This window comes from uncultured Tateyamaria sp., from assembly GCF_947497045.1.
Taxonomy (GTDB): Bacteria; Pseudomonadota; Alphaproteobacteria; order Rhodobacterales; family Rhodobacteraceae; genus Tateyamaria.
Window position 1 is genome coordinate 12,859 of sequence record NZ_CANMEU010000018.1, and the last position, 26,217, is coordinate 39,075.

General features: G+C 60.2%; 23 protein-coding genes, 1 pseudogene and 1 riboswitch. Of the genes and pseudogenes, 10 read left to right on the plus strand and 14 right to left on the minus strand.

Annotated features, from left to right (window positions below; genetic code table 11):
- Positions 1 to 49 precede the first annotated feature (49 nt).
- Positions 50 to 814: an adenosylcobinamide-GDP ribazoletransferase gene (cobS, locus tag Q0859_RS20475; RefSeq protein WP_299154834.1), complete on the minus strand. Its 765-nt coding sequence runs from the start codon at positions 812 to 814 to the stop codon at positions 50 to 52.
- Positions 815 to 885: 71 nt separating this feature from the next.
- Between cobS and cobT the strand changes: the two genes are divergently transcribed.
- The gene (gene cobT / locus Q0859_RS20480; RefSeq protein WP_299154836.1) at positions 886 to 1,893 is read left to right on the plus strand and encodes a nicotinate-nucleotide--dimethylbenzimidazole phosphoribosyltransferase; all 1,008 of its coding nucleotides are present in this window, start codon (positions 886 to 888) and stop codon (positions 1,891 to 1,893) included.
- A gap of 61 nt (positions 1,894 to 1,954) precedes the next feature.
- Here cobT and Q0859_RS20485 read toward each other — a convergent pair whose 3' ends face one another.
- Entirely contained in the window at positions 1,955 to 3,850 is a 1,896-nt protein-coding gene (locus Q0859_RS20485; RefSeq protein ID WP_299154837.1) for a cation:proton antiporter, read from the minus strand.
- A gap of 41 nt (positions 3,851 to 3,891) precedes the next feature.
- The gene (locus Q0859_RS20490) at positions 3,892 to 4,347 is read right to left on the minus strand and encodes an Lrp/AsnC family transcriptional regulator (protein ID WP_299154839.1); all 456 of its coding nucleotides are present in this window, start codon (positions 4,345 to 4,347) and stop codon (positions 3,892 to 3,894) included.
- A 136-nt stretch (positions 4,348 to 4,483) separates the two neighbouring features.
- Between Q0859_RS20490 and hppD the strand changes: the two genes are divergently transcribed.
- Positions 4,484 to 5,578: a 4-hydroxyphenylpyruvate dioxygenase gene (gene hppD / locus Q0859_RS20495; RefSeq protein ID WP_299154841.1), complete on the plus strand. Its 1,095-nt coding sequence runs from the start codon at positions 4,484 to 4,486 to the stop codon at positions 5,576 to 5,578.
- Between the two features lie 8 nt (positions 5,579 to 5,586).
- On the opposite strand, the gene Q0859_RS20500 is transcribed toward hppD, so the two are convergent.
- Positions 5,587 to 8,064, minus strand: a complete 2,478-nt coding sequence (locus Q0859_RS20500; protein WP_299154843.1) for a hypothetical protein — start codon at positions 8,062 to 8,064, stop codon at positions 5,587 to 5,589.
- A gap of 181 nt (positions 8,065 to 8,245) precedes the next feature.
- Here Q0859_RS20500 and Q0859_RS20505 point away from each other — a divergent pair, with 181 nt between their 5' ends.
- The gene (locus Q0859_RS20505) at positions 8,246 to 8,920 is read left to right on the plus strand and encodes an SIMPL domain-containing protein (RefSeq protein ID WP_299154845.1); all 675 of its coding nucleotides are present in this window, start codon (positions 8,246 to 8,248) and stop codon (positions 8,918 to 8,920) included.
- A gap of 146 nt (positions 8,921 to 9,066) precedes the next feature.
- Here Q0859_RS20505 and Q0859_RS20510 read toward each other — a convergent pair whose 3' ends face one another.
- From Q0859_RS20510 to Q0859_RS20540, 7 genes are all read right to left on the minus strand, one after another.
- The gene (locus Q0859_RS20510) at positions 9,067 to 10,359 is read right to left on the minus strand and encodes an O-acetylhomoserine aminocarboxypropyltransferase/cysteine synthase family protein (protein ID WP_299154847.1); all 1,293 of its coding nucleotides are present in this window, start codon (positions 10,357 to 10,359) and stop codon (positions 9,067 to 9,069) included.
- Positions 10,360 to 10,462: 103 nt separating this feature from the next.
- A complete protein-coding gene (locus Q0859_RS20515; RefSeq protein ID WP_299154850.1) occupies positions 10,463 to 10,888 on the minus strand; it encodes a hypothetical protein in 426 nt (141 codons plus the stop codon).
- Positions 10,889 to 11,025: 137 nt separating this feature from the next.
- Complete coding sequence (locus Q0859_RS20520) at positions 11,026 to 12,042, minus strand: hypothetical protein (RefSeq protein ID WP_299154852.1); 1,017 nt, start codon at positions 12,040 to 12,042, stop codon at positions 11,026 to 11,028.
- A gap of 120 nt (positions 12,043 to 12,162) precedes the next feature.
- On the minus strand, positions 12,163 to 12,426 hold the full coding sequence (locus Q0859_RS20525; protein ID WP_299154854.1) for a hypothetical protein: 264 nt from the start codon (positions 12,424 to 12,426) through the stop codon (positions 12,163 to 12,165).
- The gene (locus Q0859_RS20530) at positions 12,423 to 13,178 is read right to left on the minus strand and encodes a hypothetical protein (RefSeq protein WP_299154856.1); all 756 of its coding nucleotides are present in this window, start codon (positions 13,176 to 13,178) and stop codon (positions 12,423 to 12,425) included. Before Q0859_RS20530 ends, Q0859_RS20525 begins: the two co-directional genes overlap by 4 nt.
- Complete coding sequence (locus tag Q0859_RS20535) at positions 13,175 to 14,248, minus strand: Rieske 2Fe-2S domain-containing protein (RefSeq protein ID WP_299154858.1); 1,074 nt, start codon at positions 14,246 to 14,248, stop codon at positions 13,175 to 13,177. The genes Q0859_RS20530 and Q0859_RS20535 overlap by 4 nt, the downstream gene beginning before the upstream one ends.
- Positions 14,245 to 14,616 (minus strand): hypothetical protein, encoded by a 372-nt coding sequence (locus Q0859_RS20540; RefSeq protein WP_299154859.1) that lies wholly within the window; start codon positions 14,614 to 14,616, stop codon positions 14,245 to 14,247. The genes Q0859_RS20535 and Q0859_RS20540 overlap by 4 nt, the downstream gene beginning before the upstream one ends.
- A gap of 250 nt (positions 14,617 to 14,866) precedes the next feature.
- Between Q0859_RS20540 and Q0859_RS20545 the strand changes: the two genes are divergently transcribed.
- The 7 genes from Q0859_RS20545 (at position 14,867) to Q0859_RS20575 (ending at position 21,594) form a co-directional block, all read left to right on the plus strand.
- Positions 14,867 to 15,832 carry a glycine betaine ABC transporter substrate-binding protein gene (locus tag Q0859_RS20545; protein ID WP_299154860.1) on the plus strand — a complete coding sequence of 322 codons (966 nt, stop codon included), beginning with the start codon at positions 14,867 to 14,869 and terminating at the stop codon, positions 15,830 to 15,832.
- Between the two features lie 84 nt (positions 15,833 to 15,916).
- Positions 15,917 to 16,951 carry an ABC transporter permease subunit gene (locus Q0859_RS20550; RefSeq protein ID WP_299154875.1) on the plus strand — a complete coding sequence of 345 codons (1,035 nt, stop codon included), beginning with the start codon at positions 15,917 to 15,919 and terminating at the stop codon, positions 16,949 to 16,951.
- Positions 16,948 to 17,982 carry a betaine/proline/choline family ABC transporter ATP-binding protein gene (locus Q0859_RS20555; protein ID WP_299154863.1) on the plus strand — a complete coding sequence of 345 codons (1,035 nt, stop codon included), beginning with the start codon at positions 16,948 to 16,950 and terminating at the stop codon, positions 17,980 to 17,982. The genes Q0859_RS20550 and Q0859_RS20555 overlap by 4 nt, the downstream gene beginning before the upstream one ends.
- Positions 17,983 to 18,055: 73 nt before the next feature.
- A riboswitch (cobalamin riboswitch) is annotated at positions 18,056 to 18,277 on the plus strand.
- Between the two features lie 119 nt (positions 18,278 to 18,396).
- Complete coding sequence (locus tag Q0859_RS20560; protein WP_299154865.1) at positions 18,397 to 18,804, plus strand: DUF1636 domain-containing protein; 408 nt, start codon at positions 18,397 to 18,399, stop codon at positions 18,802 to 18,804.
- Entirely contained in the window at positions 18,801 to 19,583 is a 783-nt protein-coding gene (locus Q0859_RS20565; protein ID WP_299154867.1) for an ABC transporter ATP-binding protein, read from the plus strand. The genes Q0859_RS20560 and Q0859_RS20565 overlap by 4 nt, the downstream gene beginning before the upstream one ends.
- A gap of 14 nt (positions 19,584 to 19,597) precedes the next feature.
- Complete coding sequence (locus Q0859_RS20570; RefSeq protein WP_299154869.1) at positions 19,598 to 20,533, plus strand: ABC transporter substrate-binding protein; 936 nt, start codon at positions 19,598 to 19,600, stop codon at positions 20,531 to 20,533.
- A gap of 11 nt (positions 20,534 to 20,544) precedes the next feature.
- Positions 20,545 to 21,594: an iron ABC transporter permease gene (locus tag Q0859_RS20575; protein WP_299154870.1), complete on the plus strand. Its 1,050-nt coding sequence runs from the start codon at positions 20,545 to 20,547 to the stop codon at positions 21,592 to 21,594.
- A gap of 208 nt (positions 21,595 to 21,802) precedes the next feature.
- Here Q0859_RS20575 and Q0859_RS20580 read toward each other — a convergent pair whose 3' ends face one another.
- The 3 genes and pseudogenes from Q0859_RS20580 to Q0859_RS20590 all read right to left on the minus strand — a co-directional run.
- Entirely contained in the window at positions 21,803 to 22,660 is an 858-nt protein-coding gene (locus Q0859_RS20580) for a hypothetical protein (RefSeq protein ID WP_299154872.1), read from the minus strand.
- Positions 22,638 to 23,795 (minus strand): DNA (cytosine-5-)-methyltransferase, encoded by a 1,158-nt coding sequence (gene dcm, locus Q0859_RS20585; RefSeq protein WP_299154874.1) that lies wholly within the window; start codon positions 23,793 to 23,795, stop codon positions 22,638 to 22,640. The genes Q0859_RS20580 and dcm overlap by 23 nt, the downstream gene beginning before the upstream one ends.
- 176 nt (positions 23,796 to 23,971) lie before the next feature.
- Positions 23,972 to 26,217: pseudogene (locus Q0859_RS20590) on the minus strand (hypothetical protein); the annotation flags it as partial.

Below are 26,217 nucleotides of genomic sequence, written 5' to 3' on the forward strand. Positions count from 1 at the left end.
CTGACGGCCCAGTTTTTTGAGAAGCGCGCTCCGGTCGGGGCGCGCTTTTTTATTGGGTCAGTGCGATAAGGGTCAGCAGCACGGTGATTTCCGTGATGATTTGTGTGGCCCCGAGGATGTCGCCGGTCTGACCTCCAAGTTTCGCCTTGGCGATGCTCCCGATCAGTGCTGTCACAAGCACTGCGATGATCAGCGCCACCAGACCGGCACCCCCCGCACAGATCAGTGCGCAGAGCGCCGCAAGCAAGACACCCACGCCCACTGACCCCATATCCGGCGCGCCCACGCTGCGCGATAGCCCGTCCTCGCGCGCATGGGGCAGGGCGTGCATCAGCACCGGCATCATCGCGCGCGACACCACAAGGGCGGTGATCAGCCCGGTCCACGCGGCTTCGGCAAATCCAAGCCAGCGCAGACCCATGCCAAGGATCAGCGCCAGCACGCCGTAAGCCCCGGTCCGGCTGTCTTTCATAATCTCAAGGCGGCGGGCAGGATCGAACCCACCCCAAAGCCCATCCGCACTGTCGGCCAACCCGTCCTCGTGCATCGCGCCCGTCAGGATCACCAGAGCCGCAAGGGACAGGCCCGCCACGATGGCGGAGGGCAGCCCGAAAACGCTCAGGATCGCAGCAAGCGCGCTGGCAATCAGCCCCAGAATTGCGCCCACAAGAGGATAGGCCCAGACGGCACGTGCACCGTGCCCAAAGACGTGATCGGGCAGGCGCGGCAGTGGCAGGCGCGTCAGCAGGACCAGTGCCACGGGCAGGTCCCAGACCCGGGAGACGGGGCCGATGTCGGTTTCTTTTAATCCCATGTCCGGTCCTGACTTGCGGGGGTCGCGGCTTTGGGTAAAGACCGATGCACCAACAGGCAAGGAAAACAGGTATGAGTTTTGACACACTGGATGATGTGCGCGCCCTTTTGGCTGATATGCCGGGCCCGGACGCGGATGCGATTGCGGGTGCGGCGGCGCGCAATGGGCAGTTGACCAAACCTCCCGGTGCGTTGGGGCGGCTTGAGGATCTGGCGCAGTGGTATGCGGGATGGCGCGGTGATCCGCGCCCCGAGATCCGCGCCCCCCAAGTAATCATCTTTGCAGGCAATCACGGGGTGGCGGCGCGGGGGGTGTCCGCATTTCCGCCCGAGGTGACGGCGCAGATGTTGGCGAATTTCGAACATGGCGGGGCGGCGATCAACCAGCTGGCCAAAGCCTTTGGTGCGCGCATGGATGTGGTGCCGCTGGAACTGGACAGGCCCACCGCGGATTTCACCGAAGGTCCCGCGATGGGCGAGGACGAGGTTGTCGCGGCCCTGCGCGCAGGCTGGGATGCGGTCGATGTGGGCACGGACCTTTTGGTGGTCGGCGAGATGGGCATTGGCAACACCACCTCGGCGGCAGCGATTGCAGCGCGCCTGTTTGGCGGGGATGCCGGGGACTGGACCGGGCGTGGCACTGGGGTCGAGGGCGACGCGCTGGCCCTCAAGACCGAAGTGGTGGGCGACGCGCTGGCGGCCCACGGGGCGGCGACGGACGGGCTGGACGTGCTCATGCGCCTTGGGGGACGTGAACTGGCCGGCATGGCGGGTGCGATACTGCGCGCGCGGGTCTTGCGCATTCCGGTCATTATGGACGGGTTCATTTGCACGGCCGCTGCGGCTTGTCTGGAACATGCCGTCAAGGGTGCGCTTGATCATGTTGTGGCGGGCCATCAAAGCGACGAGGCCGCGCATGGGGCGATGCTGGCGGCCTTGGGCAAAGCGCCATTGCTGTCGTTGGGGCTGCGCCTTGGCGAGGGGTCCGGTGCGGCGCTCGCGATCGGGGTGCTGAAGGGCGCGATCGCGTGCCACTCGGGCATGGCCACATTCGCCGAAGCGGGCGTGTCGGACGGTTAGGCCCGGCGGGCAGGACTGTTTTGCGCCACGGCGCAAAAGGCGCCCGCCCACCGCCCCCTGATCACGCGCGCTTGGGTTCTTCCTGCCGTGCAGACAGGGACAGTTCGAGGTCTTTTTCCAGCGCCTTGGCACGCGCCACATAGGCGTCGTTCTTGGAGGTGGGCACGTTTGGGTCCCACAACTCGGCCAGTTCGCGCACGGCCTCGCGGTCATGGGCATAAAATACCCGCTCGGCCTCGGCGGCCTCATAATCGCTGAGGCCAAGGTTTTCGAGCGCGTAGCGCCCCGCGCGCAGCGATGCATCAAACATCTCACGCACAATATCATTCGCACCCGCCTGATAGAGCTTGTAGACATGGACCCGGTCATAGGCCCGCGCGATGATATGCAGGTCGGGGCGCACTTTGCGCGCATAGGCCACAAGGCGCGTGGACACCGCAGGATCATCCAGCGCGACCACCAGAACACGGGCCGTATCAAGCCCCGCAGCATTCAGGATATCGGGGCGGCTTGGATCGCCAAGGAACCCTTTGAACCCAAAGCGGCGCATCAGCGCGATGGTTTCCATGTCGTGATCCAGCACCACAGTGTTGAAGCCCGAGCCTTGCACCAGGCGGTTCACGATTTGCCCGAACCGCCCGATACCTGCAATGATGACGGGGCCTTCTTCATCGATCTCATCGGCCTCGATCTCGGCTCCTGCATCGCTCATGCGCCGGGTGATCAGCTCGTAGAGAATGAACAGCAGCGGCGTGATCAGCATCGTCAGCGCCACCACCAGCAGCAGCGTTTCCGCGACTTGGGTGGGGATCACCCCTTGGCCGACCGAAAATGCGACCAGCACAAAGCCGAATTCGCCCGCCTGCGCCAGGCCAAGTGTGAACAGCCACCGATCCCGGCCTTTGATCTTGAAGGCCACCGCCAGGGCGAAAAGCACGAGGCCCTTGATCGTGATCACCAGAATGGCCATCGATATCAGCGCAGGCCAGTCCGCAAACAACAGTGCAAAATTGATCCCCGCCCCGACGGTGATAAAAAATAGACCGAGGAGCAGGCCCTTGAACGGTTGAAGGTCGGATTCCAGTTCGTGCCGGAATTCCGAACTGGCCAGAACAACCCCCGCAAGAAATGCCCCAAGGGCAGGCGAAAGCCCCACCAGCATCATCAGGAACGAGATCGACACCACGATCAGCAGGGCAAGGGCCGTGTACATCTCGCGCAGGTGCGCGGCGTGGATGAACCGGAACACGGGGCGGGTCAGGAAGACGCCCGCAAGGATCACCGCAATCACGGCACCAATCGTCACAAGTGTGACCCCCCACGCCGGCAGGCCGTCCACAAGGCTCATCGCGGCTTCCCCATGGCCACCACCACCATGATCATCGCCATGGTCTGTGCCATTCGTGCGGGCAATCGAGCCATCGGATGTGATCGACATGGGCAGTGTGACGATCAGCAGGGGCAGGAACGCCAGGATCGGGATGACCGCGATATCCTGTGTCAGCAGCACCGAAAAGACCGAACGTCCACCGCTGGTCTGCATCAACCCCTTTTCCGACAGGGTTTGCAAAACGATAGCGGTCGAGGACAAAGCCAGCGTCAGCCCGATGGCAAGGCCCACCCCCCACGGTTGACCATAGGCAATGGCCACACCCATCAGCGCCAGCGTGGACAGCAATATCTGCATCCCCCCCAAACCAAACAGCTTATGGCGCATATCCCACAGCGCGCGCGGTTCTAGCTCAAGCCCGATCAGGAACAGCATCATCACCACGCCGAATTCGGCAAAGTGCTGGAGGTCTTCGGTTTCGGCACCCACCAGCCCCAGCAAAGGGCCAATGATGATCCCTGCTGCCAGATAGCCCAGTACCGACCCCAGCCCAAGCCGGGCCGCAATCGGCACCGCAATCACGGCTGCGGCGAGGTAGATTGACGCCTGATAGAGGAAGCTTTCCATCAAAGTCTCCGGTTTGCGACGCGCCAGAAGAGGCGGGTCAATCAGGTGGGCAGGGGGCCATCCCGCTTGAGTTGATCCATGACGATCTGGCTGTGCACCCGCGACACCGCTGGATGCGGCAAAAGCACGTCGTGGATAAGGGTGTTTAACGCGCTTAGGTCGGCGCAGTACACCCGCAACAGGTAATCCGCATCCCCCGTCATGGTCCAAGCACTTGTGATCTGGGCTTGCGTGTTCAAAAGCCGTGCGAAACTGGCCGAATGTTCGGGGCCGTGGGTGCTGAGATGGACCTGAACAAAGCCCTGCACGCTCAACCCCAGGGCCTCGGGGTTCAATCGCGCCACATAGCCTTCGATATAACCTGCCGCCTCAAGGCGCTGCCTGCGCCGTCCGGCCTGGCTGGGTGACAGGTTCAACACATCGCCGAGGTCCTGTGCGGTCAGATGCGCGTTCTTTTGCAGTGCGGCCAGCAGGCGGGTGTCAATCGAATCGAGCATATGCGGGCTTTCTATGAGAATCATCTAAATTATGCGAAATACGCGCGTCTTGTGAAGGAGATGTGCGGCTATTTGCGCAAAATTCACAGCAAACAAGGCGTATATCCCTGTCAAACACACAGTCAGGAGGTCACTTATGGGTCCGTTCCCGCACAATGCCCCGAAATCACAGATCACCGAGGCCAACCCGATGGGCACCGATGGGTTCGAATTTGTGGAATTTGCCAGCGCCGACCCGGATGCCCTGCGCACCCTGTTCGAGCGCATGGGCTATCAGAAGGTGGCCAGACACAAGGCCATGGACATTGAGCTGTGGCAGCAGGGCGATATCACCTACGTGCTGAACGCCGAAATTGACAGTTTCGGGGCCCGCTTCGTGGAAGAACACGGACCCTGTGCGCCGTCGATGGGCTGGCGGGTTGTGGATGCGGGCGCGGCGTTCGACCGGGCGGTTTCGCTTGGGGCCAAACCCTATGAGGGGACGGGCAAGGTGCTCGATGTGCCTGCGATCTACGGGATTGGCGGCAGCCTGATCTATTTCGTGGACCAGTATTACGACACGTCCCCCTACAACGATGAATATGACTGGCTGGCCCAATCCAAGCCGCGCGGTGTCGGGTTTTTCTACCTCGATCACCTGACGCACAATGTGCACAAGGGCAATATGGACACTTGGTTCAGCTACTACCGCGATCTGTTCAACTTCAAGGAAATCCGGTTCTTCGATATTGAGGGCAAGTTTACCGGCCTGTTCAGTCGGGCGCTGACGTCCCCTTGTGGGCGCATCCGTATTCCGATCAACGAGGACCGGGGCGAGACGGGGCAGATCGTGGCCTATCTCAAGAAATACAATGGCGAGGGCATTCAACACATCGCGGTCGGTTCTGATGACCTTTACGACAGCACGGATATCATCGCCGAAAACGGGCTGAAGTTTATGCCCGGCCCGCCGGATGCGTATTATGACCTGAGCCATGACCGTGTTGTGGGGCACAGCGAACCTGTGGACCGAATGAAGAAACATGGCATCCTGATCGATGGCGAAGGCGTGGTGGACGGGGGCGAGACCAAGATCCTGCTCCAGATATTCTCCAAAACGGTGATTGGCCCGATCTTTTTCGAGTTCATCCAGCGTAAGGGCGATGACGGCTTTGGCGAGGGCAACTTCAAGGCCTTGTTCGAAAGCATCGAGCAGGAGCAGATCAACAGCGGTGAATTGTCAGCCAGCTAGGGGCTGGGCTAGCCCTTGGGCATCTTCAGCACGAGGTTGCGGCTGCCTTTCTGGTAGCGCAACTCGCTGTCGCCAATGGCCGAAATGCGCCCACCGTCAAAGCGATCCCCGACCTGCACCTTTTTGTAGCGCCCATTGCCAAGCCGTACGAGCGCGCGGCGGTTGGACGGTGTGCCATAGACCCCGATCAGGTTCGCCTGACGCAGGTTCAGTGCGTTCTTTACCGTGGCGGATCGCGCAACGGATGCGGTGGACGGGATGGCGGGGGTGACCGCCCGAGGCGCCACAGCGGCGGTGCGCACCGGCTCGGGCGCGGGGGTTGCGCGTTGGGCGCGGGCGACGGTGCGCGCAAAGTTGCGGGGCCGGACGTTGGGACGCAAGGTGGTGACCGAGGCAAGCACCGCTTCGGCCACCGCGTCTTCGATCTCTGGGTTGGGTTCAACAGCGTCGGCGAGGACCTCTTGTGGGGCCGCCGGGCGCAGGCGAGGGCGCAGTGCAGCCAGTTCGGTGCGTGACAACCCGCCAAGCGTCGCCCGTTCGTTTTGTTCGACAAGGTCGGTGGGGCGAGGCTGCGGGCGCACCTGTGCCAGTGCGGCGTTCGCAGTGTCGGGTGCGGGATCAACGTCGCGGCGGACCCGCTCGTCAGGTGGTGTCAGGGCAGGGCGACCCAGAAAGACAGTGAACCCGTCCGGGCTGAGTGCGCCCTCAATCGTGGGGATGATGCGCCCCTGATCGTCGCGCGCATAGCTTGTGCCGGGGGCCACCGGGGACGAGATCACCGGCAGTGCTGCATCCGTCAGAAATGAAGGCGCACTTGGCAAGGCCACCGCGTCAAGGGCCGGGCTGATGGGATCGATGCCTGTGACATACAAATCCTCGATTTCGATCAGGGATGCAGGGGCCGGGGGCACGTCTGGTGCCTGAGGCCAGATACCTGTCACCGCATAGCGCGCTTCGAGGGCGGCAATATCAAGCTCTTCGGTCGGGGCCGGGTCCGGCAATGGGTCGCGCAACGCATCCAGCACAGCGGCGTCTTCTTCGGTCAGCCCATCGCTCAGGTTGTCGTTCAGGGATGCCACGATCACATCATCTGCCGCCGTCTCATCCGGATCCGTGGGAGTGGTCGCCCCCACATCTTCGGCCAGCGCGGCCTGGGTGTCGTCGGGCAGGGTCGAGGCCAATGTGCGCTCGCGCCCCGGAAACAGTTTGGCCAGCCCATCGTCAAGGAACACAGAGGCCCAGGCTGCCACACCCGCGAGGAAGACCAACAGGATGGCCGTCAGGATCAGCCCGAGGAACCGAGGCTTGCCCGCAACAGCCCCATCCGCGCGCGCCCCGAAGACGGTCATGCGTTGCGCTTCTTGTGTGCCATCCGTCGCTGTGCGGGCAGCGACCTGTGGCTGGGGCGCAGGGGCGGGGGCGCGGCGGCGCGACAAGAAGCTGTTGGGGCGGGCCGGGGCCGGACCCATGGGCGGCGGCGGGGCGGCGGGCTGGCTTGGCGCAGACACGGGGCGCAGGCTGGCGGTGGCCGCCTGTGGCGGAGTCAGGGGGGTAATCGGGGCCGCCTTGGGCGCGGGGCGCGGTGCTGCCGGGCGCGTGCTTGGCGGATCGCGCGTCACCCCGCCCAAGGGCGCAAGGGTGGTCGATGGTGTCTGTCGTCTGCGGGTTGCAAAGCCAAGCAGCGCAGGTGTGTTGTCGGTCTCGGTCTCGGTCTCGGTCTCGGTCTCGGTCTCGGTCTCGGCTGTGTTGTCTGCCGTCGTACCTGATTTCTCGGCAACCGCGTCCGCAGATTTCGCCATAACTGTGGGATGCGGTTTGGCCTCCACCTCCTCCTTGGTCACCTCGGGTTTGGGTGGTTCAGGTTCGGCGACCGCGTCAGGCGCAGGATCAGCCACTAAAGGCGTGACGACGGGCTCAGGTTCTGGCCGCGGCGCTGGTGGCTTTTCAACGATGACCACACGCACGCCATCCGCGGTCACCGCCTCGCCGGGAGCCAGCAGCGTTTTTGCCTGATCTGTGGGGCCGAAAAACGGCTCTCCGGGAAAGGCGTCGCCTTCGGGGTTGGCCACAAAGCTGACGGGTTCAAACTCGTGCTCGACGGCAAAGGCTTCGGCTTCGGCCAGAGTCTCACGGGCAACAGCGGCCACATGGGTCGTGCCTCCATTGGGCGAGATATCAAAGACCAGTGCCTCGACAGGGTAGGGTGTTGCCCCATCCAGCGCATCGCGGGCGGCATCCTTGCGCGCCTCGGTGTCCAACGCGCCTGTGTCGAGGGTCAGATATTTGATCTGGCTGTCGGGCAACACCAGCTTGGAGCGCATGGGCTGATCATCAACGACCCCTCCCTTGGCGCGCAGCTGCGCAAGCTCGCCTGCAAGGTCGTCCACCTCAAGCGAGACCTCCCCCACAAGATGCCAGCCCCCCGCCGCACGGTGCAGCAGCGAAATACCGTCAGCAGACAGAGAGAGCGCGAAATTTGGCTTCATACCGGGTGTGTACCAACTATGGGGTGCAGAGTGAATGCGACCTGCGTTCACATATAGAATAAAGCAGGAGTCTGCCCATGCAAAGCAAAAGCCCGTCAACGGGCCGTGTGACCTTGCAAGACGTGCGCCCACGCGGCATGTTTTTAGCACATCCAATTCATGGAATTTGAGGGATTATACCGTGAAATCAATTCTCTTGAGCGTGATGATCATCTGTGCGGGGACCTTGAAAGTATGGGCGGAAACGGCACCCCCTTTCGTGTCGGTGACCGGGGAAGGGACCGTTACGGTCGTGCCGGACATGGCTGTGATTTCGTTGGGCGTCGCTCATCAGGGCAAGACCGCCAAAGCGGCGATGGACGCGGTCAGCGCGGATGCACGCACCTTGCTGGCGCGATTGACGGAGTTGGGGGTGGCGGCGCGGGATGTGCAGACCGATCGGTTGAGCGTATCGCCCGTTTGGGAACAGGTGGACAATGCCCGCCGCGTGGTTGGGTTTGCCGCGTCCACAAGCGTGTCGGTTCGGCTACGTGATCTGGATAATCTGGGCTCTGTATTGGACGGGGCATTGGTGGCGGGTGCCAATACATTCAACGGGTTGCGGTTCGATCTGGCAGAGCGGCGCGAGGCCGAGGCACATGTCCGCGAGGCGGCTGTGCGCGACGCAATCGCCCGTGCCACTCAGATGGCCGAGGCCGCAAACCTTGCCCTTGGTCCTGTGCGCAGCATGGTCGAGCAGGGGAATGGTGGTGCACCCCAGATGATGTCGATGGCGCGATCTGGAGGTGTGCCCGTTGCGGTGGGCGAACTGTCGGTGTCGACACGTGTGTCTGTGACCTTCGACCTGGCCCAATGATATCAGGGCGTGACCCAAAGGCCGCTTCGCGACGACATTTATTAGGGGGCTCTGCCCCCGGCCTCCGGCCTCCCCCGCGGTATTTTTGGTCAAAAGAAGGGTGGAGGTGTGGGTAAGGCGGAGGTGTCCTCCGCCCTGTTCCGGTTTCAGCTGACGGCTTTGCTGAGCGCCTGATCGAGGTCGTTGATCAGGTCGTCTGCATCTTCGATCCCGATGGAGACCCGCACCACCTCGGGTGAAGCCCCTGCAGCGCGTTGTTGTTCGGCGGTGAGCTGGCGATGCGTGGTCGAGGCGGAGTGGATGATCAGCGAGCGTGCATCACCAAGGTTCGCCACATGGCTGAAGATTTCCAATGCGTTCACCAGTTTGACGCAAGCGTCATAGCCGCCCTTGACCGCGAAGGTGAACAGGCCCCCGGCTCCGCGCGGGCAAATCTTGGCCACGCGATCATAGTAGGGCGAGGATTCAAGCCCCGCATAGGTGACGTAATCCACCCGGTCGTCCGCTTCGAGCCATTTTGCGATCTTGGTTGCGTTTTCGATGTGCCGATCCATGCGCAAGGACAGTGTTTCGGTGCCCATCAGCGTGTAGTGCGCTGCTTGCGGGTTCATCGTCATGCCCAGATCCCGCAGCCCGATGGCGATGCCGTGAAAGGTGAAGGCCAGCGGGCCGAATGTTTCATGGAATTTCATCCCGTGATAGGCGGGTTCGGGGGCCGACAGCGAGGGGAATTTGTCATTGGCGGACCAGTCGAACGTACCTGAATCCACCACACAGCCGCCCGTCACTGTCCCATTGCCGGTCAGGTATTTGGTGGTCGAGTGCACGACCAGTGTTGCGCCGTGTTCGATGGGGCGGCACAGATAAGGCGTGGCCGTTGTGTTGTCCACGATCAGCGGAATTTCCGCCGCATCCGAGATGGCCGAGATCGCATCGAGATCTGTAATATAGCCGCCCGGGTTTGCGATGGATTCGCAGAAGATTGCCCGAGTGTTGTCATCAATCGCTGCTTTAACCGCGTCCAGATCGTCGAAGTCGACAAAGGTCGCCTCCCATCCGAACCGTTTGATGGTCTGGCTGAACTGGGTGACGGTGCCCCCATAGAGACGGGTCGAGACGACCACGTTCTTGCCCGGGCTCATCAGCGGAAACAGCGCCATCAGCTGGGCCGCGTGCCCCGATGAGCAGCACACCCCGCCCGCGCCGCCCTCAAGGGTTGCGATCCGTTCCTGCAGGACCGCCACCGTCGGGTTTGTCAGACGTGAATAGACGTAACCGACCTCTTGCAGATTAAAGAGGGCGGCGGCGTGTTCGGCGTCGCGAAACACATAGGCCGTGGACTGATAGATCGGCGTCTGTCGCGCCCCCGTGGCCGGGTCGGGCCGTGCGCCTGCGTGGATCTGGAGGGTGTCAAAGCCGTATGTGGGTCCGTCGGTCATGGGGCAGGTGTCCTTGCTGCATGGGCGTTCTGTCGGCACTATGGATAGGCAAGCGCGCGGGGCGGGGCAAGGGGTGCCTTGGCGGGCCGGTGTAATCGCCCTGTCAGGCGCTGACCACGGCAAAGCGTTGATAGACCTCTGGAAAGGCGGCGACCTGATAGTCGATCATTTCAATGATCGGAAACAGTCGGCTCGCGTCCTTGAACAGGGCATAGCGGACCTGGCTCGTGCGCAGGCAAACCCCTTGCGCATCGAAGTGGTCCCATTCGACCCATATGTTGGAATAGCCTTGGATTGGTATCCCTTGGGCCACGATACGCGGCGTGATCCGCACCACACCCGCCGCGCGTGTCGTTTCACGATAAAGCGCAAGCCCCCGCGCCATCGTATCCGACGATCCAAAGACCGACAGGTGATCGCCCGCATAGAAAGGGACCGGGTAGCAGAAGTGCTCCGAAATCTCGGTCAGCCGATTTTCGTTGAAGGCATGGGCGAGGTTGGCGAGAAATTTGGCGGTTGTGCTGGTCATGGGCGGTCCGATCACAAAGATGTGCAGCTTATTTGACTAATTGGTCAAATAATATCTTTGCGCGAAATGTCAGCGCCCAGATCCAACCTGTCGTTGTGCCATTTCGCCGCGCTCACATATGCAAAGCGGCCATGCGCCTAGCGCATCCAGAACCCGTTGGACTTGATCCGGTTACGGATCGCCTGTTCGCGTCTCGGCATGTCATTCTGGTCAAAAAGCGCGCGCACCTTGGCCCCGCGCCCCTGAAAGACCATCCGTTTTATGGGATCGTAGGATTTCAGCACCTTCTTGATCTTGTTGGGGGCGGCCACGGCTTCGAGGGCGGCGATCACCGCGTCGCTTTCGCGGGCATAGAGCATGGGCAGCAATCTGTAATGGCATGATATCGGCCCGTCGAGATAGTCATGCACCGCGCTGTCGCGCCCACCCCCAAAGCTGTGGATCACCAGCGGCAAGGCCACCTGATCCAGCCATGGATCAAGCGTCTGACAGATCAGTTCCTTGGGCGGGTTGTCCCGGATGCGCAGCGCATACTCGAGGAACCGTTCGCCGAAGGCCTGTGGGCAGGCCCCGAAGAAGAAGCCCGCGTTGAAGTACAGATAGCGCGCCCAGTATTCATCCGGTTCGGACAGATCGAGACTGCTTTCGAAGTCGAGGCCAAACGCATCGTACAGTGACTTCCACGTTTCGGTGTAGCCGGGGCCGTAAAGCTCGATCTCGGGCCAGGTCCCTGTCCGCCGTAGCGAGGCCGAGGGCGCGTCAAAGTCAAAGGGCACGGCACCCAGATCGCCGGTGATCAGCGTGTCGCTGTCAAAGAACACGAAGGGTTCGCCTTTTGGCAGGGCCGTCAGCATCTCGATCTTGTTGCCATAGGCATAGGCGTGGCCGAAATGCGCGCTTTCGAAGGGCACGATTTCAGCCCCCAAATCTGTCAGTGCATCGCGCAGGTCTTGCGGCCCGATCCGCGGGTCATTGGGCCAGAGGGGTCCGGGTTGCGGTTCTGCGATCAGCACCCGGCCTTGAAAGTTGGGCGCATTGGCCCGCAGCGAGGCCACGAACAACAGCGCCTCATATCCAAGCCGTCCGTTCTGCCCGACAAGGGCGACGTTGAATGGTTTTGGGACCTTGGGTTTTTTCGTCGATTTACGTGCCATGTGCCTGCGATATGCTCAGATCAGGTGGGCAGGGTTGGCCCCGCCATTGGCCCGACTATACGCAGAGCATGCCGCCCGCGCCAAGACAGGTATCTGCAATCAATGCGGGCGATGCGCAATTTACTCAGGCGGCGGGTTCAGCAGGTCATAAAGCTTTTGCAGGATGCTCAGCACCAGAAACACGCCAACGGCCCAGATCAGCAGCTCGAACGGGGCGAAATCCGTGCCGCGCAACCACCGACCCAAAAGGCTGCCTTGGGGGCGCAGCGCCTCGATCCCGAACAGCCCGTCGCGCGGCCAGAGCGAAAACGTCCAGAATCGCGACAGGTAAAACAGGATGGCCGCGACCAATGCGGCGAGGGTCAGCCAGATGATCCGCTTCATTCGCTCAACTCGATTGTGTCGATGTCGATTTCCCAGACCAGCAGGTCACCGCGCCGGGTCAATTCGCCCTCGGCAGTGATGTATTGGGCCACGAAATCATAGGCTTCGCGGGGCAGGCGGGTGCCGTCCGGCCCCGTGACCAGCAGAAATTCCTCGCCCAGAACGGGTTGGGACGAGACGAAGATCGGCGGCACATCCCCAAGCAGACACAGATTGGCGCAGGCCTTGTGCGCCAGCCCGCGACCGGGGCGCATGGCCCCTGCCAGACATTTGCCATCACAGATTTCGCCGGTCAGTTGCCAGCGTCCCTGTGGTTCCGCCATGATCTCGGGGGCGTCGCCTTCGGCGGCTTGCAGACCATTCCGCCCACCGCGCACCTGCATCATGTAAAGGTCACCGCGTTCCAGCACGATGCCGGACACCTGGGCCAACTGCCCATTCAGAGGCATTGCACGTCCGTCCACGCCGGACTTGCCGCCCGCTGTCATCATAAAGCTGTCGCCGGGTTTGATCCGGTCATTGCCCTTGACCACATGGATGACCGGATAGGGGGTCATTTCGACCACGCCCGTTACCGTCTGGCGACCATAATCAAAGCGGAACGCGCCGGGGCCGGGGTCGTCCTGTGCGGCACCCATCAGGAACCCGGCACCAGCCAGCCCCGCAATCAGCAACACGCACATGCTTAGCAAAAAGGTCCGCAAGGGACCGGGGGCGGGCAGGTAGCCAACGAAAAAGGGTCTCTCGCTCATGCCGGTTCTCCCTTCGGGATGGGGGCGGTCGCGACCGGGGGCAGGGGCAGCGGATCCACATAGGTGCCCGGCGGGTTTGCGTCCGGGTGGACTTCGACCATGTCACCGACAAGGCGCAGCCGATAGGTGGGCACCATTTCAGTGAACGGCGCCGGCGAGCGGCCCGAGCGCACATCATATTGAAACCCGTGCCAGGGGCAGGTCACCAGGCAGTCGATGATCTTGCCCTCACCCAGGGGGCCATTCTGGTGGGCGCAGGCATTGGCGATCGCCGACAACTGCCCCTCCATCAGAAAGATCGCGACACGGTCCCCATTGGCCAGCCGCTTGATCTTGGCAAAGCCCTCGCGAAAGCTGGAGGCCGGGCCAACCTTGACCCATGCGCCATCCTTGGACACAGGGTCGTTGCGCTCGGACCACCACGCGGCCAGATGCAGCAAGATCACAGCCGCCGCCCCGGCCATGAACATCACCGTAAAGACGTGGTTTTGCTGGTCTTGCAGGATGCCGAACGAGATGTGCGCCGCAACCGAGAAATAGGCGGCATAGATCAGATAATGCAGCCGCTTCCACACAGGAGGCGTCAGGAATTTCAGCCAGAAATCGTGGCTCGTGGCCGCAAGGATCATCAGGCATATCAGCGCGAAAATCCCAAAGATTTCAAAGGGAAAGCCTGCAAGCTGACCAAAGCTGGAATTGGCATACAGCAGGCCGACATACTTGTCCGAACTGGAAAAGTTGAAGTACCAGTTGAGGATATAGCCCGAATGGGTGATCGCAACGAAGGTGGTCATCACCCCGAAATGGCGACGGTTGTAGAGCAGGGGCAGGAACCGCTTGTCGAGCCGCGCAGCAGGGCCGATGCACAGGATTACCGTCAGCATCATAAACGCACAGGCCCCAAAGGCGCGGGCATTGTGAATTTGCGGATCAACGGCGCGTTCATGGTCCAACGCGTCCGGTGTCACATACAAAAAGACCCACAGGAAGGCGGCGACCGCGGCCAGCATGACGCCGTCATAGATCCACTTGTTCGGGTTCCACTGAACGGGCGTGTATTTGACGCTCATTGGCTGGTCCCTTCGCTCAGTTGGACGGGGGCGACATCGTCGGGCCATGTCTGGCGCACCGACAGGCCGGTGATAACGATGACCACGATCCCGATGCTCATCGCGATGACGGCGAGGCCATAGCTCTTGCGCACAGGGCGGTAGCGATCGGCCCATGCGGCGCATTCGGTTTCGATCTGCCACCAGCGCCACAACACGATGGGCCAGATCAACAGAACACCCGGAATCAGCAGGGGACGAAAGATATACGCGCCGCGTGCGTCCTCATCTATGCGATCAATGCCGATGCTGATGAACACCAGCGCCACAAGTGCCCCAATGATCCCCCATGTCTGCATGCCCATCACAAGGGCCTGTGCCACGTCCATTCGGTCATTTCCTTGCAGTTTGGTGTTCGACTTGGGCTGACCCTAACAAGGGTGAGCCACCGGACCCAACCCCAAATATGTCACGCACACCTGACACAGCGAGATTGTGATCATTTCCCCGTCACGCCGGTGCCAATTCCTGCATCGAATTCGCAAAATTCTGGAAATTGGGCTGTAAGGTCGGCCCGCATTGGGTCTATGACTCGTCGCATCTTTTGCCAAATACTTGGGCACAACCGGGAGAACTGAAATGAAAAAACGTGTTTTTGCCAGCGCACTTATGCTGAGTGGTGGGCTTGCCTCCATGGCCGCCGCCGACTGCGGCGAGGTGTCGATCACCGAAATGGACTGGGCCTCGGCGGCTGTGGTCACCAACGTATCCAAGTTCCTGCTCGAGCAAGGCTACGGTTGTTCGGTGTCCATCGTTCCGACCACCACTGTGCCTGCGATGGCGTCGGTCGCCGAAACGGGCGAGCCTGACATTCTGACCGAGCTGTGGACCTCCTACACCGAAGTCTACGAAGAGTTGCGCGGCGAGGGCAAACTGGTCGAATTGTCCAAGGTCCTGTCCGATGGCGGGGTCGAGGCGTGGTGGATCCCCGACTATCTGGCCGAGGAACACCCCGAACTGACCACCCTTGAGGGGATCAAGGCCAATCCGGAGCTGGTCGGCGGGCGCTTTCACGACTGCCCGTCGGGTTGGGGCTGTGACGTGACCAACAACAACAACTTCAAGGCCGCCGGTCTGGCCGATGCGGGCGTCGAACGCTTCCAGCACGGCTCGGGCGAGACGCTGGCGACCGCCATTGCCGCCGCCTATGAGGCCAAGGAACCCTGGTTCGGCTACTACTGGGCTCCCACATCCGTGCTGGGCAAATATCCCATGGTTCAAGTCTCGATGCCGGAATATGACGCTGACACCCACACCTGTAACGGTCTCGAAGACTGCGCGACCCCCGGTCTGTCCGCCTATCCGGTTTCGAACGTGGTGACAGCCGCGACACAAGCCTTTGTGGACCGCGAACCAGAGGCGGCCGCCTTGATGGGCAATGTGACCTTTACCAATGCGCAGATGGGTGAAGTGCTGGCCTGGCAGGAAGCCAACCAAGCCTCGAATGAAGAGGCGGCGGTTTACTTCCTGACGACCTACAAGGACACGTGGGGCGACTGGCTGAACGACGCGGCCCGCGAAAACCTCGCGGCCTTGCTGCAATAACCGACCCACCCCGCGCCGCCAGAGTGGCGCGGGGTGATCCATACCAAGAACAAACCCCACGAACGGGGTGACAGGGGGCGCAACATGGCGCAATACGAGGCGGTTTTTGACACGCTTGGCCTGCGGGGTTGGTGTGATGCGGGCACGGGTGAGGCACCTGTGTCGATGGCCCAATTGCTGGCGCAGGCCCAAGGGGGCGGAGCCGAAGAGACGGGCGGCGGCTTGCCTTTTCCCTCGCTTGATGTGCTGCACGATGCCTGCCCGCGTATCGGGCAGACCCGTGATCTGACCGAGGGGCTTGAGCAGGGCTTTCTGTCGATCCGGTCCGAGTTGAAATTCGTCCTCGACCCGATCACCCAACCGCTGAGCTGGATGCTGGACGGCACGTTGTTCGTGTTCGAAAGCGCGCCGTGGTGGGTGATGATCCCGGTGCTGTTGCTGGTGTCCTGGCTGGTATCCCGTTCCCGTTCGGTCACTGGGTTCGTGGCCTTTGTGCTGCTGTTTTTCGCCTTTATCGACCACTACGAGGTCGCGATGCAGACGCTGGCCATCGTGTTTGTCTGTACCGGCATATCGGTGCTTTTGGGGGTGCCGATCGGGATCGGCATGTCCAAGTCCGACACCGCCCAACGCAGCATCGTGCCCTTGCTGGACTTGCTGCAAACCCTGCCGACCTTTGTCTATCTGATCCCGCTGATCTTTCTGTTTTCGGTCACGGAATCAAAGCTTTATGGGATTGCCATTATCCTTTATGCCATTGTTCCGGTGATCCGGTTGACGGATCTGGGCATCCGGCTGGTCGACAAGGACGTGATCGAGGCGGCGGACGCGTTTGGTCTGACGTCGCGCCAGAAACTCGCGCGGGTGGAGTTGCCGCTGGCCCTGCCCAACATCATGGCCGGCGTGAACCAGACCATTATGATGAGCCTTGCGATGGTGGTCATCGCCTCGCTGGTGTCCGCCCCCGGTCTGGGCGTGCTGGTGCTGCGCGGTATCCGCAGCCTTGATCTGGGCGTGGGGATTGTGGCGGGCCTTGGCATCGTATTGCTGGCGGTCGTGCTTGATCGGGTCTCAAAGGCGGCATTGGCCCGTGTCGATACCCAAAGGAATACGAAATGAGCACTCAGCCCAAAGTTTCCATTCGCGGCCTGTTCAAGATTTTCGGCCCCGATGATCGCGCGATGGTGCCCCATGTGCATGGTGGCATGGACAAGGCCACGCTGCTGGATCGTCACGGCCATGTGCTGGGGTTGCGGGACATCAATGTCGACATGCAACCCGGCGAAATCACAGTGATTATGGGCCTGTCAGGGTCGGGCAAATCCACGCTGATCCGGCACCTCAACCGGTTGATCGAACCGTCTGCGGGTGAAATCCTCGTGGATGGCACGGATGTGATGGCCCTTGGGGATGCCGACCTGCGCCGCTTGCGCCAGAAACAGATGTCGATGGTGTTTCAGAAATTCGCGCTGTTGCCGCACAAGACCGTGCTGGAAAACGCAGCCCTTCCGCTGAGTGTGCAGGGGGCGGACACTGCCACCCAAGACCGCGAGGCGCGCAAATGGCTGGCGCGTGTCGGCCTTGACGGGTTCGAGGATCGCTATCCGGCCCAGCTATCGGGCGGCATGCAGCAACGGGTCGGGATTGCGCGCGCGTTGACGGCCAACACCGACATCATGCTGATGGACGAGGCGTTTTCCGCCCTCGACCCGCTGATCCGCACCGACATGCAGAACCTGCTGCTTGAGCTGCAAAAAGAACTGCAAAAGACGATTATCTTCATCACGCATGATCTGGATGAGGCGCTGAAGCTGGCGGACCATCTGGTCATCCTCAAGGACGGAGCCGTGGTGCAACAGGGTGAACCGCAGGGCATCCTGCTGGCCCCGTGCGATCCCTACATCGAAGACTTCGTGAGCGATATCAATCGTGCGCGGGTGTTGCGGGTGCGCTCGGTGATGGGGCCTGTCACCGATGACACCTTCGATGGGGAGGTCGAGGCGGCAAGCAACCTTGAAGACCTGATTGCCCTGTCGGATGGCGACACCAACCATTGCTACCGCGTGCTGGATGACGGTGCGGTGGTGGGACAGCTCAATATGAAGGACCTTGTCAAAGCCCTTGTGCCGCGCATTTCGGGCGGCTCTTGACGCGGGGAGCACCACCTCATTCCTGATCTGCGCCTTGCCCGGCTTTAATCAATTGACCTCTGAATATGAATGCCGCAAAGGTACGAAAGATGGTTTCCAGCCGCCCTTAAACGCGTCTGGGATGAAAAGGGAATACGGTGAGGACGCGCACACACGCGCCAAATCCGTAACTGCCCCCGCAACTGTGAGCGGTGAGTGACCCCGATGAACACCACTGAGCCAACATCGGCTTGGGAAGGTTCGGGCAAACGTTGACCCGCAAGTCAGTAGACCTGCCATCAGCGGCATCTTGATGCCGTCAATGCAACTCAACCCAGACGGGGTGTCTGGTTCGGAGAACATGATGGCGACACGCGATACCCACGTGGTTCAATACATGTCCGCTTTGCGCCCCGCACGTTCGCGGAGGGCGACATGGACAGACATCAAAACCACAGAATTACAGTGTGCACGTCTTGCACACATACAGGCAAGACCTGTCGACCGGGCTTTGCCCTGATCCAAAAGCTGCGCGCCGCGATCGAGGCGGCGGGCCCGGCGATCACGGAAGAGTTCGAAGTGTCGGGCGTGGCCTGCATGGCCGGATGTGACCGCCCCTGCACCGTGGCCTATCAGGCCAGCCGCAAGGCCACATATCTGTTTGGCGATATCGATCCCGAAGTGGACGTTGATGATCTTGTCACTTTCGCGCAGAGCTATGCGGACCTGCACGATGGCTGGTGCGCCTCCGGTGAGCGGCCCGGAAAGCTGCGCGTCTCTACGCTTGCGCGAATCCCCTCAGCGATGATCGCGGTGGAAGCCAGCACTGTGCGCGCAACATGACGGCGGCCGACCTCGCGGTGCAGGGGGTCAGTTGGGCTCCGGCCAAAACGGCCCAGCCTGTGCTGCATCCCACCACGTTCCATGTGGCGGCGGGGCGCATTCTGGGGGTGGTTGGTCCGAACGGGGCAGGCAAGTCGACCCTGCTGCGCCTGCTTTACCGGTTCCAACGGCCCCATACGGGGCAAGTGCACGTGGGTGGGCAGGATATCTGGTCCATGACCGCCCGTGAAAGCGCACGGCGGATTGCGGCAGTGCTGCAAGAACAGGCCTCCGCCTTTGGGCTGACGGTGCGCGAGATTGTCCGCCTTGGCAGAACGCCCCATGTGTCAGGCTTTGCGGCAGGTGGAGCTCGCAGCGAAGCGGTCGTCAACGATGTGCTGGCCACGCTCAACCTCGACTCCTTGGCGGATCGCGATTTTGGCACCTTGTCGGGTGGCGAGCGGCAGAGGGTCATGGTGGCCCGCGCCCTTGTTCAAGAGCCGCAAGTGCTGATCCTTGATGAGCCAACCAATCACCTTGATGTGCGTCACCAGCTTGAGGTTGTATCGCTGATCCGCAGCCTTGGTCTGACCATCGTGGTGTCCCTGCATGACCTCAACATGGCGGCTGGCATCTGTGATGATGTCCTCGTCCTGAACGACGGATTTCCGCAGGGCTTTGGCCCGCCCCAATCGCTGCTGACCGACCAGCTTGTATCCGACACGTTCCGTGTTGCCGCACAACGCGAGCACCTGAGTCTCAGCGGTGCCGCTCATTTTTCCTTCACCCTTCCAAACTGAAAAGAACCCCGCACATGAAACTCGCCCTTACGACACTGGCCACGCTCTTGCTTGCAGGCGCAGCCACGGCCCAGATAACCGTGCAAAGCTGCGACCGCACCGTCACATTCGAGGCCCCGCCTCAGGCCGCGATTTCCAACGACGTGAACCTCACCGAAATGATGCTGGTGCTGGGCCTTGCGGGTCGCATGGTCGGCTACACGGGCATATCGGGCTGGAAAACGCTCGACGAAGAGATGACCGCAGGCATTGAGGCCTTGCCCGAGCTTTCGGCCAAATACCCCTCCAAGGAGGTGCTGATCGGGGCTGATGCCGATTTCTTCTTTGCGGGCTGGAACTACGGCATGAAGGTTGGCGGCGAGGTCACGCCCGAGACGCTCGAACCGTTTGGTATTCAGGTCTATGAGCTGACCGAAAGCTGCATCCATATCGGCGCAAAAGAGGCCGCCTCCATGGATGATATGTACAACGATTTGCGTAATCTGGGCGCGATCTTTGATGTGTCTGACCGGGCCGAGGGGTTGATTGCGGGCTATCAGGCGGAATTGGCCACGTTCCTTGAGGGTCAGCCTGATCTGGATGCCGCCCCACGTGTGTTTGTCTATGACAGCGGCGAAGACGTGCCTTTTACCGCAGGCCGTTACGGGATGCCCAACGCCCTGATCGAGGCCGCAGGGGGCACAAACATCATGGCCGATCTTGAGAAAAGCTGGGCGACTGTGGGGTGGGAAGCCGTTGTTGAACGCAATCCCGAAGTCATCGTGATCGTAAACTATGGCGAAGTGACCGCCGACCAAAAGCGGGCGTTCCTGCGCTCGAACCCGGCTTTCGCGGATATTGATGCGGTGCGCAACGACCGCTTTGTGGTGCTGGAATATGTCGAAGCGACGCCGGGGCCGCGCAACATCGAGGCGGTCAAGACCCTCGCCGCCGCCTTCCGGGCCGAATAGCCCCATCAGCAATGACACAGCGACCGGCACACACACGCCCCACAACATCCCGCGGCCTTTGGGTCACGGGGGGCTTGTGTGTGGTGGCCCTGTTCGGATCCCTGTCGATTGCGGTCAGTGTGGGGGCCATTGCGGTCCCGCTTGAAACGGTGTGGGGCATTTTGATCAACAAGATCGCCCCCGACACGGTGTTGCAGTATTGGTCAGCAGGCCGCGAGGCGATTGTCTGGGATATCCGGCTGCCGCGCGCGATCCTTGCCTGCTTTGTGGGGGCGGGGTTGGCGATGGTGGGGGCCAGCCTTCAGGCGGTGACGCGCAATCCATTGGCAGACCCGCACCTGCTTGGCATTTCGGCGGGGGGCGCGTTCGGGGCCATTCTGGCGCTGTTGCACACGGGGCTGTTCCTTGGCCTGCTGACGGTGCCGCTGCTGGCCTTTCTGGGTTCGCTTGGGGCGACACTCATCGTGCTTGCAGTGTCGCAATTTGCATCGGCCACCAGCGCCGACAGGCTGGTTCTGGCGGGTGTTGCAGTCTCGTTCATCGTGATGTCTGCCGCAAATGTGCTGATCTTCCTTGGCGATCCCAGAGCGACGCATACAGTGGTCTTCTGGATGCTGGGCGGGCTGGGTCTGGCGCAGTGGGGGCAACTGATCTACCCGGCGTTGGTCCTGCTGGGGTGTGGGGCATATCTGTGGCTCAAGGCCGGCACCCTTAATGCAATGACCGTGGGGGATGAAACGGCCACGACCCTTGGCATCCCGGTTGCCCGCTTCCGTTTGACGATCTTTGTGATCGGAGCGTTGATCACGGGTGTGATGGTCGCCTTTTCGGGGATCATCGGTTTTGTCGGCCTTATGGTCCCGCACATCGTCCGCCTGCTGGTGGGTGGGGATTATCGGCGTCTGCTGCCCATCTCGGGGCTGTGCGGGGCGATCTTTCTAGTCTGGGCAGATATCGTTGCGCGCACTGTCGTGGCCCCCGAAGACATGCCCATCGGCATCGTGACGGGCCTGATCGGTGGGGTGGCTTTCGTGTGGTTGCTGCGCAAGCGGATGAGTTGAAGACGTATCCACCCCGCGCGGACGGGCAACAAACAAGGTAGGTTTAGGGAAAGTGGTGGGCGACCCTGGAATCGAATTTGGCACACGAATTACCGAGGCTCTTTCCCCCTGTTTTGCTGGGCTTTTGTGGGGGTTTCGTTTGGGGTTGCGGCCAAAATGTATCGATATCGGGAGCAATTGTATCGAAGATTGGTTTCCAAGGGAAAGTTCAGTCTCGCTTGATGGACGTGAAGTTCGACTCCCGTTGCATGTCACCGTTGCGTTCTATCCTGGTCTTCCGCTGCACGTCTGACCCTTCATAACGGGCGGTGAAGAATACGCTATGAACTTCTTCGTCTCGGCCACCGAAGCACCTGTGCATCGCTTCGATAATGCCAACATCCTCTAACCGCTGCGGCAGTGGTTCAGGGTTGTTCCTGGGGGAAGGGATCGTTGCTGGGAACATATAGATGCATGGCGGAGGTAGCTTGTATGGACCGATCTCCTTCAGGCGACCTGGTTCACTGGTAATCTTTGGGCATGGTCGTCCGAGCGTTGAGCAAACCCAGTCCCAGAGAACCACACCGTCCACTCTTTGGTTGCGGTCGATGATCTCCGCACTGAGACGTGTGTGAATACCAGACCAGAGGTTCTTACCAGGATCGGCTGACGGGTTTGTGCAGACCGACCAAACGATGAATTCGTCAGCGTGAGGTGGCCGTGAAAAAATGTTGGTGTTGTTACCGTCCAAGCAACCTTTAAGCTCGATGACCGCAGTCTTGCCGCTGTTCAAAGTCACAGAATAATCGTGTCTGTTCTTGCTTCCTGCCGACAGCCAGTCGCGGATGAACCCTTCATCCATCATGTGGTTCAGGATGTGTGATACAAACTCTCGCTTCGGCGTCATCGACGCAACGAACTCACCACGTATCTGCTCAACAGCCCCGCGAAACAGCCCTGAATTGTAGAACTCTTGTTCTGTCAGGCCATGATCCCCAAGTTTGTGTGCTTGGGTTTTGAGCACCTCGGCTAGTTCAGACACCTGCTTCTTCAGCGCCGTGTTCTTATCGCACGGTGTAGCTTTCATCGTTCGAAGTCCTCTCGTGGGTCGGGTTTAAGCAGGGCTCGAAAATCTTGCTGGCAATAAACCGCACGACTGGCACCGCCACACCATCACCAGTTAAGTGATAAGCCTGGTTGTATCGATCTGGCAGTTTGTATGTATCGGGTAGACCCATCAGACGGGCAGTTTCCCGCGATGAAATGAGGCGGCTTCTGATCTTTGCCCCCTCGACCACCATGATCAATTGACGAGATGACCCACCAGCAGGCGTTCTAAGGCACCCTGCGATGTCGTCGAACCTGATTTCGGCTCGTTGCACTTTGATGCCGTGTTCCCACCTTGTCCGCTTGTAGATGGTGCCAACCATCCTGGTCTTAGAGTGTTTCGCCGTTTCCACCTTGGCCAGGTTCACTTCTGACATCATAGACAAAAGTGCCGTCGTTTCAGCCGCAGTATGCCATTTCACACTGTTTGGTTTGTCCTCGATCACGTCACTCAGATCAATCTGACGACCAGGGAGTGTGGGCATTTTCCACCAAATCCAGGGGCGGTGAAGCTCTGGATCGAGCGCCTCATACGCTCTTCTCAGTGCCTTTGTATGCCACGGGCATGGACCGTCTGTGGACATCAGCGGTGTTGGGACGGTTACACTGTTGTGGACTGCGACGACAAACAATCTAGGGCGAGACTGGGGGACGAAAGCCGCTGCGTCGACTACGACGGCCCCAAACCGATAATCGAGCTTTCGTAGTTCGTGGCATATAGCAGAAAAGTCAGCCCCCTTGTGGGAGGTCAATGTTCCTACAACATTTTCCAAGGCGATTATTTTCGGTGCCCGACCGCAGTCTTTGAGTTCCTGAATAATGTTCATGAATGGGTAGAACGTCCCACTTCGATCCCCCCTCAGACCAGCGCCGCCGCCAGCCAGAGACAGGTCCTGGCACGGAAAGGAGCCCCAGATCAGGTCAGCGTGACCAGGGAGGTCGTCGATACCGATGTTGCGAATGTCGTCAACCAGAAGTTCTTTTCTACCCCAGTTGGCCTTGTATGAATCACCTTTTTTCTGGTCGAAGTCGTTGGCAAATAGGCACGACCAATCGGTGCCCAGCCCTGCACGGACCATGCCACCACCAGCAAAGAATTCATAAAATGCGGGCAATATTCTCTCCTCTTAGAACATAGGGTAGGCATAACAATCCCGTTGCGCAATATCTTGTATGCTAGAGATGGTCAAAGCAATTTGTTCTTATTTTGTTCTAATGCGGCCAGCATATGACTGCAAAACTAACAAATCATGAGTTGATTCAGTTGTTGGTGGCTGGTCGACTTTACTACTCAGCTTCGTTCCACTATGTCGATCAGCCTTAGGTAGCGGTGGTCCGATGTAAGCTCTGGTGCGACATCGGAGATGACTGCCAATATCTTTGGCAGTTCGTATGGCGGGCGGCTGAGCATATTCGGTGTGACGACATCAACCAGGTCAAGGGTCGCCTCTGGAAACTGAGCCGTCAGCGGGGTTTCGTCGTCCAACTCCTTGGTGAACCGATAAAACGGATGTCTGTCCGTCTCGACGGGAACAAGGAACCGCTTCACGGATGCATACACAGCGGGGAAGCTGTTCCCCGTATCATCAAGAAGCCCAATCCACGAGTTTGTGGACGATGCTGTGCGGTAGATGCTCTCTCTGGGCCACACTTCATGCAGGAAAGGCACCACTAGCTTGTCCCACCCGTCGTCGTTGCTTTGTCCAACCTTACCCAGCCAGAAGATGAAATCGTTCCGAATGTCATCCGACATAGCGCGGAGCATGTTGCGCATTTCTTTCTTGGTCAGTCCATGAGCCTCATCTCGATTAAAAATGGCCATAAGGCCAAGCCACTGCGCCGCTACCTTGGAAAGGTCTCGATCCCAGTTCCGTTGGCGTATCCAGGGTAGGACTTCCAGAAGGAGTGGCTTGAGTAGCGTGGCAAGTGGCGGCCAAGGAACGCGACCGCTGTGCAAGAACCCATTCCAAGCGGGCTCCGCAGCGGGATGTTCGAACGCAAGCATTGGGATCAGACGCTCTTCCGTCCAGGTGGGGTCCACGTTCATCAACCAATTTAACTTGCTCATGGTAATCGAAACTGCGTGGTCTGATCCTTCGCCAGGTGAAGCAAAGAGACGTTCCATCCGTCCTTTGATCTTCGCTGGGATCAGCGACCCTGATTCCTGCGTCTCCCCTGGCACGGCATGAAACAGCGCCTCAGCACACATGCCCAGTGGGCCATTGATGGCGTGGCCATATGTTCGCCTTGACTGCTGAACAACTTCGCCTCCGCGTCGCACTTCACCTAGACCACTATCGGCAGCCTCTTCCCCGCTCGTCACGATGCCGTCGACAATATGGTCGAAGACGGCCCAACCGAGTTCTTCGTCGAACTCCAGAATGTCTTCGAGGTTTTTCTCAATCCATCTGCCTAGTGTGTGCCGCAACTGCGTAACGACCGTGCTTGGCAATCTGGTCAATCGATGCAGAAACAGTTCCCGTAGCCGTGGGGAGATGTCGACTGGCATATCGTTGATAAGTGCGGTCCAGAACCCTTCGGGATAGTCTGCATTCTTCGCCGCTATGCTCAGGGCAGACAGTGCCTTGCGCGGATTGGCCTTCACAAGGCCTGTGAACGGTCGTTTTTCCGTGAAGCTACCGAAGTCACGCTTTAGGTCCTCCTTAGCTCTGTCAACGATCTCATTTACAGGAAGATCGAGGACAGCATCTGGTGTCTCGTCAGTTCCGACCCAACCAACACGGGAACCACGCTCTGTGATCAACGAAGTAGCCCATCCGTCTCTCCAACGTTCAATGCCTGAGATAATCCCAGCCAGGCGGGCAGTTTGGTCAGCAGCAAGTGTGCATCCCTGTAATTCTAGGTAGCGGGCATATCGAGCAGCAAACTCATTGCGAATGCCTGGATACTCTTCATCGTCCCAGTAGGTCGCTTGGTCGGGGCCCGACAGGATGCGTTCGCCAAGCTCTAACCGTTGATCGTCTGTGAACGTGGCCCACCGATCCACCATGAGAAAAACCAGTTCACGTGATACGTCCGTGTTCCAGAACCCCGCTTGATCAAGTGCAAGTAAGCTTGTTGCGACATCGGAGGGAGTAAATAATTCAGTCTTGGAGAGGGCATATAGCTTGAGCTTGCGAAAAAAGAACCGATCGTCTTCTGGCCAGGTCAAGACGTGGCCCCGTGCAACACTTGGAGCATGTTCGATAAGTCGGTCGAATAGTTCCTGGAACAAGATCATGACCTCTCCAGCACCCGCCTCCCGTTCATCGCCGTCCACCTCTCGCCCTGGGTAGCAGGTCGGTGTGGTGAAATAGGAAGTCTCGATGTCTGCAAGCATACCCGATGCCGCAATCATCTCGTGTTCCAAGATGCTGAACACCTCTGGCAGTTTGTCGTCTGGAACATCCAGGTCTTCTTTGTGTCGCTCCAGAAGCTTCACCTCGAACTGCCCAAGGTCACTGTAACCCGTCACGGCCTTTGAGACAGACAGCATTGTTTTGCTAAGGGAGTGTCTTTCGCTCATCGTAACCCTTG

Coding starts and splice junctions, on each gene's coding strand:
- cobS (WP_299154834.1), bottom strand. CDS start 814: ATGGGATTAAAAGAAACCGACATCGGCCCCGTCTCCCGGGTCTGGGAC.
- cobT (WP_299154836.1), top strand. CDS start 886: ATGAGTTTTGACACACTGGATGATGTGCGCGCCCTTTTGGCTGATATG.
- Q0859_RS20485 (WP_299154837.1), bottom strand. CDS start 3,850: ATGGAAAGCTTCCTCTATCAGGCGTCAATCTACCTCGCCGCAGCCGTG.
- Q0859_RS20490 (WP_299154839.1), bottom strand. CDS start 4,347: ATGCTCGATTCGATTGACACCCGCCTGCTGGCCGCACTGCAAAAGAAC.
- hppD (WP_299154841.1), top strand. CDS start 4,484: ATGGGTCCGTTCCCGCACAATGCCCCGAAATCACAGATCACCGAGGCC.
- Q0859_RS20500 (WP_299154843.1), bottom strand. CDS start 8,064: ATGAAGCCAAATTTCGCGCTCTCTCTGTCTGCTGACGGTATTTCGCTG.
- Q0859_RS20510 (WP_299154847.1), bottom strand. CDS start 10,359: ATGACCGACGGACCCACATACGGCTTTGACACCCTCCAGATCCACGCA.
- Q0859_RS20515 (WP_299154850.1), bottom strand. CDS start 10,888: ATGACCAGCACAACCGCCAAATTTCTCGCCAACCTCGCCCATGCCTTC.
- Q0859_RS20520 (WP_299154852.1), bottom strand. CDS start 12,042: ATGGCACGTAAATCGACGAAAAAACCCAAGGTCCCAAAACCATTCAAC.
- Q0859_RS20525 (WP_299154854.1), bottom strand. CDS start 12,426: ATGAAGCGGATCATCTGGCTGACCCTCGCCGCATTGGTCGCGGCCATC.
- Q0859_RS20530 (WP_299154856.1), bottom strand. CDS start 13,178: ATGAGCGAGAGACCCTTTTTCGTTGGCTACCTGCCCGCCCCCGGTCCC.
- Q0859_RS20535 (WP_299154858.1), bottom strand. CDS start 14,248: ATGAGCGTCAAATACACGCCCGTTCAGTGGAACCCGAACAAGTGGATC.
- Q0859_RS20540 (WP_299154859.1), bottom strand. CDS start 14,616: ATGGACGTGGCACAGGCCCTTGTGATGGGCATGCAGACATGGGGGATC.
- Q0859_RS20545 (WP_299154860.1), top strand. CDS start 14,867: ATGAAAAAACGTGTTTTTGCCAGCGCACTTATGCTGAGTGGTGGGCTT.
- Q0859_RS20550 (WP_299154875.1), top strand. CDS start 15,917: ATGGCGCAATACGAGGCGGTTTTTGACACGCTTGGCCTGCGGGGTTGG.
- Q0859_RS20555 (WP_299154863.1), top strand. CDS start 16,948: ATGAGCACTCAGCCCAAAGTTTCCATTCGCGGCCTGTTCAAGATTTTC.
- Q0859_RS20560 (WP_299154865.1), top strand. CDS start 18,397: ATGGACAGACATCAAAACCACAGAATTACAGTGTGCACGTCTTGCACA.
- Q0859_RS20565 (WP_299154867.1), top strand. CDS start 18,801: ATGACGGCGGCCGACCTCGCGGTGCAGGGGGTCAGTTGGGCTCCGGCC.
- Q0859_RS20570 (WP_299154869.1), top strand. CDS start 19,598: ATGAAACTCGCCCTTACGACACTGGCCACGCTCTTGCTTGCAGGCGCA.
- Q0859_RS20575 (WP_299154870.1), top strand. CDS start 20,545: ATGACACAGCGACCGGCACACACACGCCCCACAACATCCCGCGGCCTT.
- Q0859_RS20580 (WP_299154872.1), bottom strand. CDS start 22,660: ATGAAAGCTACACCGTGCGATAAGAACACGGCGCTGAAGAAGCAGGTG.